At 57.8% G+C, this 14,147-nt stretch carries 13 protein-coding genes; 2 read left to right on the forward strand and 11 right to left on the reverse strand.

Annotated elements, in window-relative coordinates; genetic code table 11:
- Window positions 1-80: 80 nt before the first annotated feature.
- Window positions 81-1,004 (forward strand): alpha/beta fold hydrolase, encoded by a 924-nt coding sequence (locus tag K529_RS21350; RefSeq protein ID WP_005613667.1) that lies wholly within the window; start codon window positions 81-83, stop codon window positions 1,002-1,004.
- Window positions 1,005-1,012: 8 nt separating this feature from the next.
- On the opposite strand, the gene K529_RS21355 is transcribed toward K529_RS21350, so the two are convergent.
- Together K529_RS21355 and phaZ are read right to left on the reverse strand one after the other, a co-directional pair.
- Complete coding sequence (locus tag K529_RS21355; RefSeq protein WP_005613669.1) at window positions 1,013-1,603, reverse strand: DUF6151 family protein; 591 nt, start codon at window positions 1,601-1,603, stop codon at window positions 1,013-1,015.
- A gap of 11 nt (window positions 1,604-1,614) precedes the next feature.
- Window positions 1,615-2,886, reverse strand: coding sequence for a polyhydroxyalkanoate depolymerase (gene phaZ / locus K529_RS21360; RefSeq protein ID WP_005613670.1), 1,272 nt, complete (start codon window positions 2,884-2,886; stop codon window positions 1,615-1,617).
- Between the two features lie 148 nt (window positions 2,887-3,034).
- Between phaZ and K529_RS21365 the strand changes: the two genes are divergently transcribed.
- Window positions 3,035-4,861 (forward strand): PHA/PHB synthase family protein, encoded by a 1,827-nt coding sequence (locus K529_RS21365; protein ID WP_005613671.1) that lies wholly within the window; start codon window positions 3,035-3,037, stop codon window positions 4,859-4,861.
- Between the two features lie 64 nt (window positions 4,862-4,925).
- Here the strand turns inward: K529_RS21365 and K529_RS21370 are convergent, their stop codons facing one another.
- From K529_RS21370 to K529_RS21410, 9 genes are all read right to left on the reverse strand, one after another.
- On the reverse strand, window positions 4,926-5,732 hold the full coding sequence (locus K529_RS21370) for an ABC transporter permease (RefSeq protein ID WP_005613672.1): 807 nt from the start codon (window positions 5,730-5,732) through the stop codon (window positions 4,926-4,928).
- Window positions 5,729-6,622 carry an ABC transporter permease gene (locus tag K529_RS21375; RefSeq protein WP_074712595.1) on the reverse strand — a complete coding sequence of 298 codons (894 nt, stop codon included), beginning with the start codon at window positions 6,620-6,622 and terminating at the stop codon, window positions 5,729-5,731. Before K529_RS21375 ends, K529_RS21370 begins: the two co-directional genes overlap by 4 nt.
- 113 nt (window positions 6,623-6,735) lie before the next feature.
- Window positions 6,736-7,443, reverse strand: coding sequence for a transporter substrate-binding domain-containing protein (locus K529_RS21380; RefSeq protein WP_005613674.1), 708 nt, complete (start codon window positions 7,441-7,443; stop codon window positions 6,736-6,738).
- Between the two features lie 37 nt (window positions 7,444-7,480).
- A complete protein-coding gene (locus K529_RS21385) occupies window positions 7,481-8,260 on the reverse strand; it encodes an ABC transporter ATP-binding protein (RefSeq protein ID WP_005613676.1) in 780 nt (259 codons plus the stop codon).
- Between the two features lie 180 nt (window positions 8,261-8,440).
- Window positions 8,441-9,211 carry a phosphate/phosphite/phosphonate ABC transporter substrate-binding protein gene (locus K529_RS21390; protein WP_005613678.1) on the reverse strand — a complete coding sequence of 257 codons (771 nt, stop codon included), beginning with the start codon at window positions 9,209-9,211 and terminating at the stop codon, window positions 8,441-8,443.
- On the reverse strand, window positions 9,208-9,651 hold the full coding sequence (locus K529_RS21395) for a tellurite resistance TerB family protein (protein WP_005613680.1): 444 nt from the start codon (window positions 9,649-9,651) through the stop codon (window positions 9,208-9,210). The genes K529_RS21390 and K529_RS21395 overlap by 4 nt, the downstream gene beginning before the upstream one ends.
- Complete coding sequence (locus K529_RS21400) at window positions 9,648-10,118, reverse strand: tellurite resistance TerB family protein (RefSeq protein WP_005613682.1); 471 nt, start codon at window positions 10,116-10,118, stop codon at window positions 9,648-9,650. The genes K529_RS21395 and K529_RS21400 overlap by 4 nt, the downstream gene beginning before the upstream one ends.
- 22 nt (window positions 10,119-10,140) lie before the next feature.
- Window positions 10,141-10,434 (reverse strand): DUF1330 domain-containing protein, encoded by a 294-nt coding sequence (locus K529_RS21405; RefSeq protein WP_005613683.1) that lies wholly within the window; start codon window positions 10,432-10,434, stop codon window positions 10,141-10,143.
- A gap of 215 nt (window positions 10,435-10,649) precedes the next feature.
- Window positions 10,650-13,736, reverse strand: coding sequence for a valine--tRNA ligase (locus K529_RS21410; protein WP_040641577.1), 3,087 nt, complete (start codon window positions 13,734-13,736; stop codon window positions 10,650-10,652).
- Window positions 13,737-14,147 lie beyond the last annotated feature (411 nt).

Here is a 14,147-nt window from a genome sequence, read left to right on the forward strand (position 1 = left end):
CAATTTTGCGCAAAATAAAAAAGTCCTTGCTGCCCCGCACTTTGGGACGTGTAGTGAACCCAAGCGCCACAGATAGGCGCATGAAATACGGGCAGATGTATATGATTGAACCAGCGCAGTTGTTGGCGCATCCTTTGGTGGTTGTGCCGGGATTCATGAGTGATGGACGGGTCTGGGAACCCCAGATCCGATTATTGTCACGGCACGTGCCGGTGACGGTTGCGCCGGTTCTCAATGCTGACAGGGTCGAGGATGTTGCCGCCTCGCTGTTGGTTCATATGCCTGAAAAGTTCACTGTCGTTGGTGCCGGGCTTGGCGGTTCGATCGCCATGGCAATGCTGCAGGAGGCGCCGGATCGCATAGCAGGGATTTGCCTGATCGGATCGACGCCGCTGCCTGAAACCCCTGCCAAAGCGGCAGAACGTGAACCATGGATTATCCGTGCCCGTTCCGGGCGATTGCGCGGCGTGATGGAAGAAGTCATTCCGGCATCAGCACTCGCGCCGGGACCGTTGCGGCATCAGGTGATGGGGCAGCTTGCCGATATGGCAGAGGATCTTGGGGCGGATGTTTTTGTATCCCAAAGTCGCATGTTGCAGCGCCGGTCGGACCAACAGGCCACATTGATGCGGGCGGATCAGCCTGGATTGGTGATCTGTGGCGTTCATGACCAAATCATCCCGGTGAAACGGCAGTTGTTCACTGCGGAACTGATGAAAAATGCCCGGATCGAAATGATCGAGGATGCTGGTCATCTGCCTTTGATGGAACAACCGGATCGGGTATCGGCTATTTTACACAACTGGATTGTTGGTGAACACGGGCGACAGCCCGAGCGCGAAGAAACCCTTGATCCCCTGCCCGAACCTGTCTGGACAAGCCGCCGGTCCCGGCGGCGTCCCGTGGCTGTGGAAACTCCAGCAGTGGACAGTACCGCAGCTACTTCGGAGCCCGTTTCCGAAGACGTCCTGCAATTGACCTCTGAATATCGCGCGAGCGCCTGATATTAGGTTTAAGAGTCTTTTGTCAGAGCCTTGCGTTCTGCTTTTGACAGGACCCGTGGCTGCGCCACGGGCAACCCGCTTTCGATGTCAAAAAGGGGTGTCTGTCGCCAGCGTCCAGATACCCAAGCAGAAATCATCCGGCTTGCGAGCTTCATGGTCATCCGAGCGGCCCCCTCGTGGCGCGGGGGTTTGCCTACCTGCGGAATGAAGGCTTGCGCCACGACTTTTCCAAGCCGATCAGGCTCTGCAAAAAGCGCACTGCGTAGAGCGATGAAAGGCAGCCGGGGTTTGCGCAAGCTGTTGAACATAGGCGTACCGCAACACCCAGCGTACCAACGATATAGCCCTCTTGGCGACAATTGCAGCAGTTGTAAATGCTCTGCGCCCTGATCAATTTTGACCATGTCGGGGTTCAGTTGTAGCAGGTCCACGCCGCTGTCTTTTGGATCCGGCGCGCCGTGATAAAGCTCAACCGCGCGACAGTCCGCGCAGTGGCAGACTATGCGTGTCCCCTGTTTTACTGCAGCCGCATCAATATGTCCGGAGAGGCTGCCACAAGCACATGAAAAACCGAGAGCGTCGGGTGATGTGCTGGGCATAGGAAGCTCCTCTATTTGGCTGCAGTCTTACTTGGCTGTTTGCGCGAGGACTTTCGGGTGTTTGCATCCATGAAGTCAATCACCAACGGGCGAATGTTGTTGCGCCAGGACCGACCTGCAAAGATGCCATAGTGCCCTGCATCGGGTTCGACATGGCTGGCCTTTTTCGAATCGGGCAAGCCGGTACAGAGATCAAGCGCGGCGATGCACTGACCGGGGGCAGAGATATCGTCCTTGGCCCCTTCAACAGTTTTGACCGCGACATCGGTGATCTTGCCAATGTCGACCTTATGACCCTGCACGGTGAACTCGTTCTTGGCGATCTCACGGTTCTTAAACACCCGCTCTACGGTTGAGAGATAAAACTCCGCAGGCATATCCATTACTGCGAGATATTCATCGTAAAAACGGTTGTGCGCGTCGTGATCAGTGGCCTCACCGCGGCTGACGCGCAGGATCTGCTCCGAAAATGCCTTGGAATGGCGGTCCATGTTCATCGACATGAATGAAGCCAGCTGCAGCAGGCCGGGATAAACCGCACGGCCCACACCTTTATATTTGAAACCGACACGCTGGATCATGGTTTGCTCGAGTTGGCCCATGGTGACGCGGTGGCCAAAATCGGTGACATCGGTGGGCGTTGCATCGGGATCGACCGGACCGCCGATCAGTGTCAGCGACGAAGGCTGCGCTTTAGGGTCGATCTCCGCCAGATAGGCCGTGGCCGCGAGAGTCAGCGGCGCGGGCTGACAGACGGCAACCACATGGGTATCGGGACCGAGTTCACGCATGAAGTCAACGAGGTAGAGCGTGTAATCCTCCACATCGAACTTGCCCGCAGAGACCGGAATATCGCGGGCATTGTGCCAGTCTGTCACGTAGACTTCGCAGTTCTCGATCAGGCTTTTGACGGTAGAGCGCAGGAGCGTCGCGTAATGGCCGGACATCGGAGCAACAACCAACACCTTGCGCGGCTGCTCGGCGCGGTCGGTTACCCGGAAATGAATGAGATCGCCAAAAGGTTTTTCGACAACGGTATCGACTTCTACCAAATGGTCCTTACCATCAGGCAGGGTGGTGGCCGGAATACCCCAGTCGGGCTTGGCTACCATTCGCTCAAAACTGCGTTCTGTAACCTGCCCCCATGCGGCCATCCAGCTCAACATTGGATTGGGGAGCGCCGCAAAGGCAGGGTAGGAGGCCATGGACAGCGCCGTCGCGCCAAACCACTGGTTCGCGTTACGAACCGTCTCCATCAGGTCGTAGGACATCATGTAGCGCATGCGCGTCTCCTTGGCGGTGCTTTTCGTGCCGCGGTTTGGGTTCATCTTTGCCGACTCAAGTCGGGGGATTCGGACCTTTCGCCGCTTTGCCGTAGAATGGCAGGGCAAGTATTCTGCACAGCAGAAAGATTAAAAGGGTTTCCTTAAGATGACAACAACGCACAAGGATATAGACGCACCATCCGCGGAACAGATTGACCAACTTAAGGAAAATCTGGTGCGGGTGGAGCACCTGTCGAAGCGTTTGATGGATGTTTTGGCGCAGAAGAAGACCCACAACCCCGGTTTGGACGCTCCGAATCAAGAACTTTTCGCGCGTGCAGCATCCTCCTATTGGGCGGCGATGGCGCAAAATCCCACACGGTTGCTGGAACAGCAGGTGCAGTATTGGGGAAAGTCGGTTCAGAACTTTGCCGAGGCCCAGCAAATCATGGCTAGCGCGTTGAAATCTGATGAGATGGAAACCCAAACCGCAGAGCCGCCAAGGTCGACTGATCGCCGCTTCTCCAACCCGATGTGGGAGACCAACCCTTATTTCAAATTCCTGCGTGATCAATATTTAACCAATGCAGAAGCCATCCGCACTGCCGTCGAGGAGGTCGAGGATCTGGACCGCGTTGACCGGCAGCGGCTGGGATATTTTGCCGATCAGATCATCAACATGATGGCCCCCACAAATTTCCTTGCGACCAACCCGGATGCGTTGGAAAAAGCGCTGGAAACCGATGGGCAATCCTTGATCGACGGGTTGGAAAACCTCGTCGCGGATCTAGAGGCCAATGATGGTGAATTGATCGTACGTCTCGCGGATGAAACGGCCTTTGAAATCGGTCGCAATATCGCAACCACCCCCGGCGAGGTGGTGTTTAGCAACCGTATGATGGAGCTGATCCAATATAGCCCCACCACGCAGACGGTGCATGAAACACCGATCGTTTTGTTTCCGCCTTGGATCAACAAGTTCTACATTCTTGATCTGAAAGAAAAGAACAGTCTGATCAAATGGATCACCGATCAGGGTTACAGTCTTTTTGTCGTGTCATGGGTCAACCCGAACCACGACTATGCCGACGTAGGTATGGAAGATTATATCGAGGAAGGGTTCCTGAAAGCTATTGAGGTGACCAAGGAAATTTGCGGTACCAAGCAAGTCAATGCGGTTGGCTACTGCATCGCGGGAACCACGCTCAGCCTGACGTTGTCGCTCCTGAAGCAACGTGGCGATAAATCGGTGAAGTCCGCAACCTTCTTTACAGCGTTGACAGATTTCTCCGATCAGGGGGATTTCACACCTTTCCTGCAAAATGACTTTGTCGACGCGATTGAGGCTGAAATCGGCGAGGATGGCATCATGCCGCATTACATCATGGCGCGTACGTTCTCTTATTTGCGCGCCAATGACTTGGTCTATGGCCCGGCAATCCGAAGCTACATGATGGGGGAAACACCGCCTGCGTTCGACCTGCTGTTTTGGAATGGCGATGGTGCCAATCTGCCGGGTAAGATGGCCGTGCAATATTTGCGGGGGCTGTGTCAGGATAATCGGTTTGTGACCGATGGATTCGAACTCTTTGGTCACACGCTGCATGTGCGTGACGTCGACGTGCCGCTGATGGCGATCACCTGCGAGACGGATCATATCGCTGCGTGGAAGCAATGCTATCGCGGTGTGCAGCAGATGGGGTCGCGGTCAAAGAACTTTATCGTCAGCCAGTCCGGACATATCGCGGGTATCGTTAATCCGGTGAGCCGCAACAAATACGGCCATTACGTCAACGACGATCTAAAACTGGACGCGGACGCATGGATGGATGAGGCCGGTTTTCATGAGGGGTCATGGTGGCCGCGTTGGGAGGCATGGCTCAAGAAACGCTCGGGCAAGCAAGTGGAAGCTCGCGCGCCGGGTACACATAAATCCTACCCGGTTCTGGGTTCGGCTCCGGGGCAATATGTGCGCGCAAAAGCGCGAGGCTAACAAAAATCCTGCCCCGCTGTCAGATCTGCGGGGCAGGTGCCCTGGTCATAAAGCTCTGTGATCTTTAGCGGATCAGCTGCGGGCGTATGCGAATTTTGCGGCGCAGCTCCTGCGGCATATGACGGTTGAGGCGTGTATTGATAACGCCAAACAGTCCGATGATCACCAGTGTCAGCAGGATGAAATAGAACGCCAAAATTGGATAAGGCACAAAGGGGTTGAAGGTCTTATCCGCGAAGTAGTTGGCGTAATAGAGCGCATCCCCCTTCTGTCGCCACGCGGGAAAGCCCGAGAAGAACACCAGCGTTGTGGCATGAAAGAGGAAAATCGCCTCGTTTGTGTACGACGGCCACGCCAGCCGCATCATCGTGGGCCAGATCACCCGACGAAAGCGGCTCCATCCCGACAGCCCATAGGCATCGGCGGCCTCCAGATCCCCTTTGGGGATTGAGCGCAGCGCACCATAGAAGATCTCGGCAGAATAGGCGGAGGTGTTGAGGAACAACACGATCAAAGCACCAAGCCACGCGGCCGAGAGCGGATCAAAGATTGGCGACACACTCTTGAGCGACAGGAACACGAAGTAGGCGAAGAAGAACTGGATGAACAGCGGTGAGCCACGGAACACGAAAATGAACCCATTGGCAGGCGACCGCAGCCAGCGTTTCGGAGAGTTTTTGGCCACTGCAAGCGCATTGGCAAAGAAGAACCCAGTGACGATTGCAATAACGCCGAAGTAGACATTCCAGATCAGGCCGGAGCCGATCAGCACGAACTGGTCGCACAGGGTGAAATCACTGCGTGGCAACAGCCGTTCACCAAACCCCAGAGAGCGTAGCGCATAGGCTTGAAAGGTTTCAAAGCAGCTCATATGGAGGCTCCTTCCGTCTTGCGCAGTGCTTCTCCGGCCAACGTGGCCTGACCATGTGAAAGACGGCGAGAAATGCGCGCCAGTACGATTTCAGAGACTTTGGTGAAGGCAAGGTAGAAGACCAGAAGCGCGAAGAAGTACCACATGCGCCAGTCGCCATGTGGATAGTCAGTAAAGCGCGTGGTTTTTGAGCCGCCCAATTCGCGTGCCCAGTAGACGATGTCTTCGACACCCAGCAGGAACAACAATGGTGTTGCCTTGATCAAGACCATCCAGAGGTTGGATAGCCCCGGCAGCGCATACACCCACATTTGCGGCACAAGCACACGCCAGAAGGTTTGACGGGTGGTCATCCCATAAGCCTCAGCCGTTTCGATCTGCGCGCGCGGCACGGCACGCATCGCGCCAAACAGGACGTTTGCGGCAAAAGCGCCAAACACAATGGCAAAGGTCAATACCGCAAGGCTGAAACCATAGACTTCATGCATCCACTGAGGCGCGGTATTCAGCGGCATCTTGGCGACCTGACATACAAGGAAGTCATTGCCCTGCCGGATCGGCTCGTCCCAGTCGGGGCATTTCACCTTGTGGCGGAGCCATTCGATCCCTTGGTCCAAGGCGATGACAAAAAACAGGAAAAAGGCGATGTCCGGTACGCCCCGCACAATGGCGATATATCCCTTGCCGAACCATGCCAGCGGTAGAAAACGTGACCGGGCGGCGCTGGCACCAAAGAAGCCGAAGGCGAGCGCCAGAGGCGCGGTGATCGCCAGCAACAATAGGACCGTCCCGAAAGACAGGTAAAAGGCCCAATGCTTGCCGGTTGTGAGATAGCAACTCAGCCACTGGAAGCCCTCCAGAGTGGCCGGATCAGAGCAATAGGAAAAAATGGCGAGCCTCGTCTTCTGATGGGGAGCGGGCGCTAGCGCAAAGGGGCTGCGCTGGCAAAAGTGGAAAGGGGGCCGATGCCCCCCTCCCGTGTTTCAGTTAGGGACCGGGGCGATCAGAACTTGCCCTCGATCTCCCATTTGTCGAGCATCTCGTTGAGGGTGCCGTCTTCTTTCATTGATGCAATCGCTGCGTCGAATTTGCCGCGCAGTTCATCGTCGGATTGACGGAACGCCATGCCGATGCCACCGCCCAGATAAACGTCGCCAAGGAAGACGAGATCGGTTTCTTCAACGATCGGCGCAAGGAAGTCCTTGTCGGCCATAACCACGTCCACTTCGCCGGAATTCACGGCAGCAATGGTTTCGTCCGGCGTCGGGAATTCAACGAGGGTTGCGCCGGATTCAGCCACGTGCGCGGCTTGAATGGTGCCGGACTGGGCTGCAACGACGCTTGCGTTCACGTCGAGCCCTTCAGACTTTGCCGCATAAGCGGATGGCGAGGGCAGGGTGTAACCTTCGGTGAACGCAACAACTTCTTTGCGCTCATCCGTGATCGACATGCCTGCGATGATGGCATCGTAGTTGCCCGACAGCAGGTTCGGGATGATCGAATCCCAGTCGTTGGTGACCCACTCGCAGGTCAGCTCGGCACGTTTGCACAGCTCATCGCCCAGCTCGCGCTCGAACCCGTCAACTTCACCAGCATCGTTGATGAAGTTGTAGGGAGGGTAGCCGCCCTCGGTGCCGAGGCGAATGGTGTCGGCCATTGCGAAGGTTGCGGACAGTGCCAGAGCGGCAGAGCCAAGAAGCAGAGATTTCATGTGGTAACTCCCGTTATAGTGTTGGTCTGGTTTTTGGTTATTGGGCCTGTCGCGTGGACGACAGGAAGGCCCGCAGCCGTTCGCTGCGGGTATTTCCAAAGATCTCGTCAGGGCAGCCTTCTTCTTCGATCAGCCCCTTGTGCAGGAACACGATATGATCGGAGACATCAGCCGCCATACGCATGTCGTGAGTGACGATAAGCATGGTGCGGCCCTCGCTGGCGAGGTCCTTGATGACCTTCACGACCTCTTGCTCCAGCTCGGGGTCAAGGGCAGAGGTCGGCTCGTCAAACAAGAGCGCCTCCGGCTCCATGCAGAGCGCCCGCGCAATCGCGGCCCGCTGTTGCTGGCCACCGGACAGCTGCGCAGGATAGACGTCGCATTTGTCACCGATTCCCACTTGGTCGAGATACCTGCGGGCGGATTTTTCAACCTCTGCGCGGTCGCGCTTCAGCACTGTCAGCGGTGCTTCCATCACGTTTTGCAGAATGGTCATATGGGACCACAGGTTGAACTGCTGAAACACCATCGACAAATTGGTGCGGATGCGCAGCACCTGCTTGGGATCTGCAGGCTGGCGGGTGATCCCACTGCCACGCCACGAAATTGGCTCGCCTTTGAACAGGATATCGCCCTGCTGACTGTCTTCGAGCAGGTTGCAACAGCGCAGAAGCGTGGATTTGCCGGAACCGGAAGAGCCGATCAGAGACACCACATCGCCCCGCTTGGCGGTGATATCCACCCCTTTGATCACTTCCAAGTCGCCGTAGGATTTATGCAATCCGCGGATTTCGAGTACAGGGGTTTCGTCGGTCAAGGTTACATCGTCCGGCTGTTATGTGAAGTGGCCCCTATTGGACCAACTTTCCGGTCGATTGCAATGCGCAAAGGGGGCGCGAGAGGGGGTAAAACGGCAATTTCGCTACGGAAACTGCCGGAAAGGGCAAAGTTACCCCTGATGCCCACCCATGAGGCGCACGCCGACGCGCAGCGGATTTTAGCGCGCGCGCGCAAGGCGGTCCATCACCAAGGTTGGCCCCGGAGGGGTTGGCACCGCGAGGTAGTCACTTGGTGTTGTCGCGATGATTTTTTTCAGATGCAGGGTTTCGCGGTGCTCGGGCGCCAGCGTGTCCAGTGCGCGTTGCAAAGCAGACAGGATCGCGCCTGCATCCTGCGAAAGCGCGGTGATGAATGGCAGGGCTGGCGTGGGTTCGGTGCGTTCCAATTCGCATAGGGACGACACCAGATCAGGTTCATAGTCTTGCAGCATCTGATAGGTCAGCGCGTCGATACTGGCAAAATCTGCGCGCCCCTCCGCCACGGCCTCGGCCGAGGCCTGATGACTGCCTGTTTCCAGTAATTCGCCCGGCAACATATCGTCTGCGCGCATCCGCATCATCGCCGCAGCCCAGCCTGATTGCGATATCGGGTCATTATAGGCAAAACGACTTCCGGCGAATTGCGTCAACGCAGTGCCCTTGCGGTCGGCTGCGGCAATCATCACGCTGTTGTAATGTCCTTCGGGGCACCCCGGCAGACCATAATCAGGTGTCCCCACAAGTTCGACATCGCCATAAAGACGAGCGCGATAGGGCAATCCGCAGGTCTGCGCTAACAACAAATCCGGCGAGCGCCAAGCCTGCCACAGATCCATGTCACGTGTGAGAGCTTCGGGCCCTTGTCCAATTTCCGCGCGAATGGCGGCCCAAAACGCATCATTTGCTGCTGCCGTCTCTTTGCGGTCATACATAGGCAGTAGGGCGATCATGCGCGGCTCTCCGCCCGCTTGCGCGCCATTGCACTGTCGACGTCATTGACGCCCAGAAGGTTGGCGGCAAGGCGGATCAGGGCATCCTCTTCGGCGTCACGTTTGCCATCTGCAAGGGCGACCTGCCAAAGGGTTTCCACCACCCCTGTGCGGTCCTCATAAGGGACTGCGTCTTTGATCGCGCGTGTGAAGCGCACCGTGTCAGGTGCCTCGGCCTCTAGCCCTTCGCCTTGTTCCCGCAGGATTTGCGCGGCCCCGGAATCCAATTGGAAGCGGCTGCGCAGGATGCGATCAATTCGGTCGCGCTCGGTATCAGAATAACTTTCATCCGAACGCGCAAGGCGTACCAGCAATGCCGTCAAGGCAAGGCGTGCGTCCTCGTCTGGCAGGATCGCGGGGGCAGGGGCCAGCAGCTTATCCAGAAAATCCTTGAATATCATGCATCCCCCTGCGGCACTGGTTGCGTGTCCAATTTTGAGCGTGCCCGGGCGCGGGCACGTTTGTTGTCAATCACCGACAGGCCCATGGCCTTGCAGGCATCGTTGACGATTTCGATCTCGCCTTCGTGCTCGCGATTGTCCGCCAGCACAACTTCCCACAGCGCATCCAACGCCGCGAGACGCTCTTCGAGGCCGGTGGTTTCGCGGATCAGGCGGCCAAATGTATCCGTCTCCGGTGCGGCGGCGTGCAGTTTTTCACAAGTTGCGCGCACCTTGGCGGCCTCAAGCGCGTTGTGGCCGTAAAGGCGCGCCAGAATGCGGTCGATCAGGCTGATCTCTTCCACAAGATAGGCGCGGTCGGACTGTGCAATCCGCACCAACAGTGCCCCTAACGCCAGTTCTGCGTCCGGATCAGGCAGGTTCGGGCTTTGCGATGGGCGAAAGGCCTGAAACAGCTTTTTCAGCATCAAAAACTCCCCTTCGGCGGCATCAGCCGTCGTAGCCTTCGATTATTTCCATATCGCCGGTCGAAACCGGATCTCTGAGCGCCTTGGCCTGCTGGTATGCGACGCTATCATAGCAGGCTTTGGCCGTGGCGAAGTTCTCAAACTCAATCACAACAGTGCGCGCGCGCATCTGTCCTTCGCGCACTTCTTTCGTCCCACCTCGGACCAGAAATCGTGCACCATACTCGCGAAAAGGAACTGCATTGGCATCAATATACGCCTTGTAGCGCTCCATGTCGTCAATATCGACATGTGCGACCCAATACCCTTTGGCCATGTTCTTTCCCCACCTTCTCCGGGCCGGTGACCGGCCTCTATCGTTTCGCGTTCCAAGCTGAACCAGAACACGGGCTTTGGCAATCACCACCTATAGGCGATTGTCGATAATTTCACGGGGAAAGGCCCTCGGTGTGCAGCTTGGGTGCAGAACCTTACAAAACAAAACGCCCGGAACCAGTGTCCGGGCGTTTTGTTTAACGTACTGCAGCCGCATCAACCGATTTCAGCAAGGCGGGCGAGTGCCTCTTTGAGCTTGGTTTCTTCCTCTTCGCGCGCAGCAAGGTTTTCGCGGGCCTCTTCAACCACCTCATCAGGGGCCGAGGCCACAAATTTGGGGTTGTTCAATCGACCACGCAGACCGCCGAGTTCCTTTGCGAGCTTGCCGAGGGATTTCTCCAGCCGCGCCTTTTCGCCGTCGATGTCGATGATGTCGGCCAGCGGCAGCAGGAAGGACGCACCGGGTGCAGAAATCGATACGCAGCCCTTGGGCGCGGTCTCGACCTTGCTCAGGCTCTCAATGCGCGCAAGGCGTTTGATCAGCGTCTCATTGGCGTCCCACGCGGCCTGACCTGCAGCGTCGATGTTGGAAACCAGCATATCCACATAAAGCCCGGCAGGTACATGCATCTGGGCGCGGGCAGAGCGGGTGTTCTCGATGACCGAGATCACCCAGTTCATCTCGGCATCCGCTGCGGGCTTCACCAGATCGGCGGCGGTGTAGGTCGGCCAGTCCGCATGCACCAGCATCTTGGCGCGCGTGCCTGTCGCGCGCCAAAGTTCCTCGGTGATGAAGGGCATGATCGGGTGCAACAGGATCATGCACTGATCCATCACCCAACGCATGGTAGCGCGGGTTTCGGCCTGTGCCTCGGTATCATCGCCTTGCAGCAGCGGCTTTGACAGCTCCACATACCAATCGCAGACCTTGCCCCAGACAAACCCATAAAGCGCCTGTGCCGCGTCGTTGAAGCGGAAACCCTCCATGGCCTCGTCCACCGCCTCGCGCACGCGGGCAGTTTCGCCGATGATCCAGGCATTGACGGCGGCCTTGGGGGCGAGCTGGTCGACGGCCAGCTGCGGCACGGCGTCGGTAAAGACCTCGTTCATCTCGGCAAAGCGCACGGCGTTCCACAGCTTGGTGCCGAAGTTACGATAGCCGGCGATGCGCTGCATATCCAGTTTCAGCACGCCGCCAAGGCTCGCCATCGCCGCATTGGTGAAGCGCAGCGCGTCGGCGCCGTATTCCTCGATGATTTCCAGCGGGTCGACCACATTGCCGGTGGATTTCGACATCTTCTTGCCCTTGGCGTCGCGCACGAGGCCATGCAGGTAGACGGTGTCAAAGGGGATGCGCTCCTGCACCGGCAGGTCTTCGTCCAGCACTGCCAGCTGCATCATCATCATCCGCGCAACCCAGAAGAACAGGATGTCCTGACCGGTGACCAGCGTCGAGGTCGGGAAATACTTAGACGTCTCCTCGGTCCATTCCGGCCAACCCAGGGTGCCAATCGGCCAGAGGCCGGAAGAGAACCAGGTGTCCAGCACGTCGGGGTCGCGGAACATCGGCACCTGCATCGGCCCCTCAAAGCTCCGGATGGTGCCTTCGGTGCGCACATCCATCAGCTTGCGCTGTTCCGCGAGGATTTCGACCGCTTCCTGCTGATCTGCAACAATGCGGAACTCGGTGCCCTCGGCGGATTGCAGGCGGGCCTTTTCAAGCGCTTCCTCTTCGGTCGCGGCACAGATCGGATACCAGTCGTCCTCACCCGGGACGTACCAGACCGGGATCTGGTGCCCCCACCACAGCTGGCGCGAGATGCACCAGGGCTCGATGTTTTCCAACCAGTGGAAATAGGTCTTTTCGCCCGACTCCGGCAGGATCTTCACATCGCCATCGCGCACGGCATCCAGCGCCGGGCCCACGACCTTTTCGGCGTCGACGAACCATTGGTCGGTCAGCATCGGCTCGATCACCACCTTGGAGCGGTCGCCAAAGGGCTGCATGATCGGCTTGTTCTCAACCATCGGCACCGTCTCGGTAACCTCGGTCTCGTTGCCGTCCTCGTCTTTCACCTTGCTGGTGACGGTCTGCATCACCGCCAGACCCTCGTCGGTGATTTCCTGTACCACCAGTTTGCGCGCCTCAAAGCGGTCCAGTCCGCGCAGGTGATCGGGGACGAGGTTGATGGCATCCACCTCGTTCTCGGTGAACTCCGCACCTTTGGCATGGGCCTGAGCTTTGGCGGCCTCATTGGCGTAGGGGGCGCCGTCGGCACGCATCGCGCCCTTCATGTCCATCAGGCGGTACATGGGAATACCGCCGCGTTTGGCGACCTGATAGTCGTTGAAGTCATGCGCGCCGGTGATCTTCACCGCACCGGAGCCAAAGTCCTTGTCCGGGTAGTCATCGGTGATGATCGGGATCAGGCGGCGGTGTTCCTTGGGGCCGACCGGGATTTCCACCAGCTTACCAACGATAGGCGCGTAGCGCTCGTCCGAAGGGTGCACCGCAACCGCGCCGTCGCCCAGCATGGTTTCGGGCCGGGTGGTGGCGATGGAGATATAGTCGCGCTCTTCCTCAAGTGTGACGTTGCCGTCTTCGTCCTTCTCGACATAGGTGTAGGTCGCGCCGCCCGCCAGCGGGTACTTAAAATGCCACATGTGGCCGGCGACCTCGATATTTTCGACCTCAAGGTCGGAGATCGCGGTCTCGAAATGCGGGTCCCAGTTCACCAACCGCTTGCCGCGATAGATCAGGCCCTTGTTGTACATCTCCACAAAGACCTTGATGACAGCATCGTGAAAGTTGGGCGAGTTCTCATGCCCGGTGCGGGTGTCCCCCGCCGCACCCGCCATGGTGAAGGCGGTGCGACCATAGTCGCAGGACGCGCCGAGGCGCTTGAGCTGGTTGATGATGGTGCCGCCGGACTGTTCTTTCCATTCCCAGACTTTCTCCAAGAACTTCTCGCGCCCCAATTCGCGACGCGAGGGTTGCTGGGTTTCCGCCAGCTTGCGTTCCACCACCATTTGGGTGGCGATGCCGGCGTGGTCGGTGCCGGGCTGCCAGAGCGTGTCGAACCCCTGCATGCGCTTCCAACGGATCAGGATATCCTGCAACGTGTTGTTGAAGGCATGACCCATGTGCAAGACGCCGGTGACGTTTGGGGGCGGGATCATGATGCAATAGGTGGACGCACCGGGCTTGGCGTTTGCGCCTGCGGTAAAGCAGCCCGCCTTTTCCCAAGCGTCAAACAGGCGGCTCTCCGCCTCGGCTGCGTTAAAGGTCTTGTCCAGTGCCATGTCAGATGCCCCGTGCGTCGCGTCTTGAAATCTCAGATGGCGGGCCAAAGCCCGCATTTGGTCCTCCAATAACGAATGCCGCTTCAAAGGGAAAGTGTCGAACCATCGTGGAAAACTTTGCAGATCTTGCAAGCTGGGTGTGCGCCGATAACCCGCTATTAAGTCTTATTTGAAATAAAGGTCGCTAAGGGACGCAGCCCACCCCACTCACCACTCCCAACTGCGCCCCCCTCCATTTGAAAGTCCCGGTTCTCGTGCCCGGTCAGGTCTGACGCGTATCCCGCGAACCTGACCGGGTACACGAGGTCCGGGGCTTTTTTGTTCTGGGTGCGTTATGCGTCTTGTTGGCGGTGATACACTAGGGAGTTGCTCCCACCCCTTTGCAGTGCCCCCTGCCAGGCCCACACAAAG

The sequence above is a fragment of the Tritonibacter mobilis F1926 genome, from assembly GCF_000376545.2.
GTDB classification, from domain to species: Bacteria; Pseudomonadota; Alphaproteobacteria; order Rhodobacterales; family Rhodobacteraceae; genus Epibacterium; species Epibacterium mobile.

Bases quoted from the DNA above. Each gene is read 5' to 3' on its own strand.
- K529_RS21390 (WP_005613678.1), bottom strand. From the start codon at position 9,211: ATGATCGCCCTACTGCCTATGTATGACCGCAAAGAGACGGCAGCAGCA.
- K529_RS21380 (WP_005613674.1), bottom strand. From the start codon at position 7,443: ATGAAATCTCTGCTTCTTGGCTCTGCCGCTCTGGCACTGTCCGCAACC.
- K529_RS21350 (WP_005613667.1), top strand. From the start codon at position 81: ATGAAATACGGGCAGATGTATATGATTGAACCAGCGCAGTTGTTGGCG.
- K529_RS21400 (WP_005613682.1), bottom strand. From the start codon at position 10,118: ATGCTGAAAAAGCTGTTTCAGGCCTTTCGCCCATCGCAAAGCCCGAAC.
- K529_RS21370 (WP_005613672.1), bottom strand. From the start codon at position 5,732: ATGAGCTGCTTTGAAACCTTTCAAGCCTATGCGCTACGCTCTCTGGGG.
- K529_RS21405 (WP_005613683.1), bottom strand. From the start codon at position 10,434: ATGGCCAAAGGGTATTGGGTCGCACATGTCGATATTGACGACATGGAG.
- K529_RS21355 (WP_005613669.1), bottom strand. From the start codon at position 1,603: ATGCCCAGCACATCACCCGACGCTCTCGGTTTTTCATGTGCTTGTGGC.
- K529_RS21410 (WP_040641577.1), bottom strand. From the start codon at position 13,736: ATGGCACTGGACAAGACCTTTAACGCAGCCGAGGCGGAGAGCCGCCTG.
- K529_RS21365 (WP_005613671.1), top strand. From the start codon at position 3,035: ATGACAACAACGCACAAGGATATAGACGCACCATCCGCGGAACAGATT.
- phaZ (WP_005613670.1), bottom strand. From the start codon at position 2,886: ATGCGCTACATGATGTCCTACGACCTGATGGAGACGGTTCGTAACGCG.
- K529_RS21395 (WP_005613680.1), bottom strand. From the start codon at position 9,651: ATGATATTCAAGGATTTTCTGGATAAGCTGCTGGCCCCTGCCCCCGCG.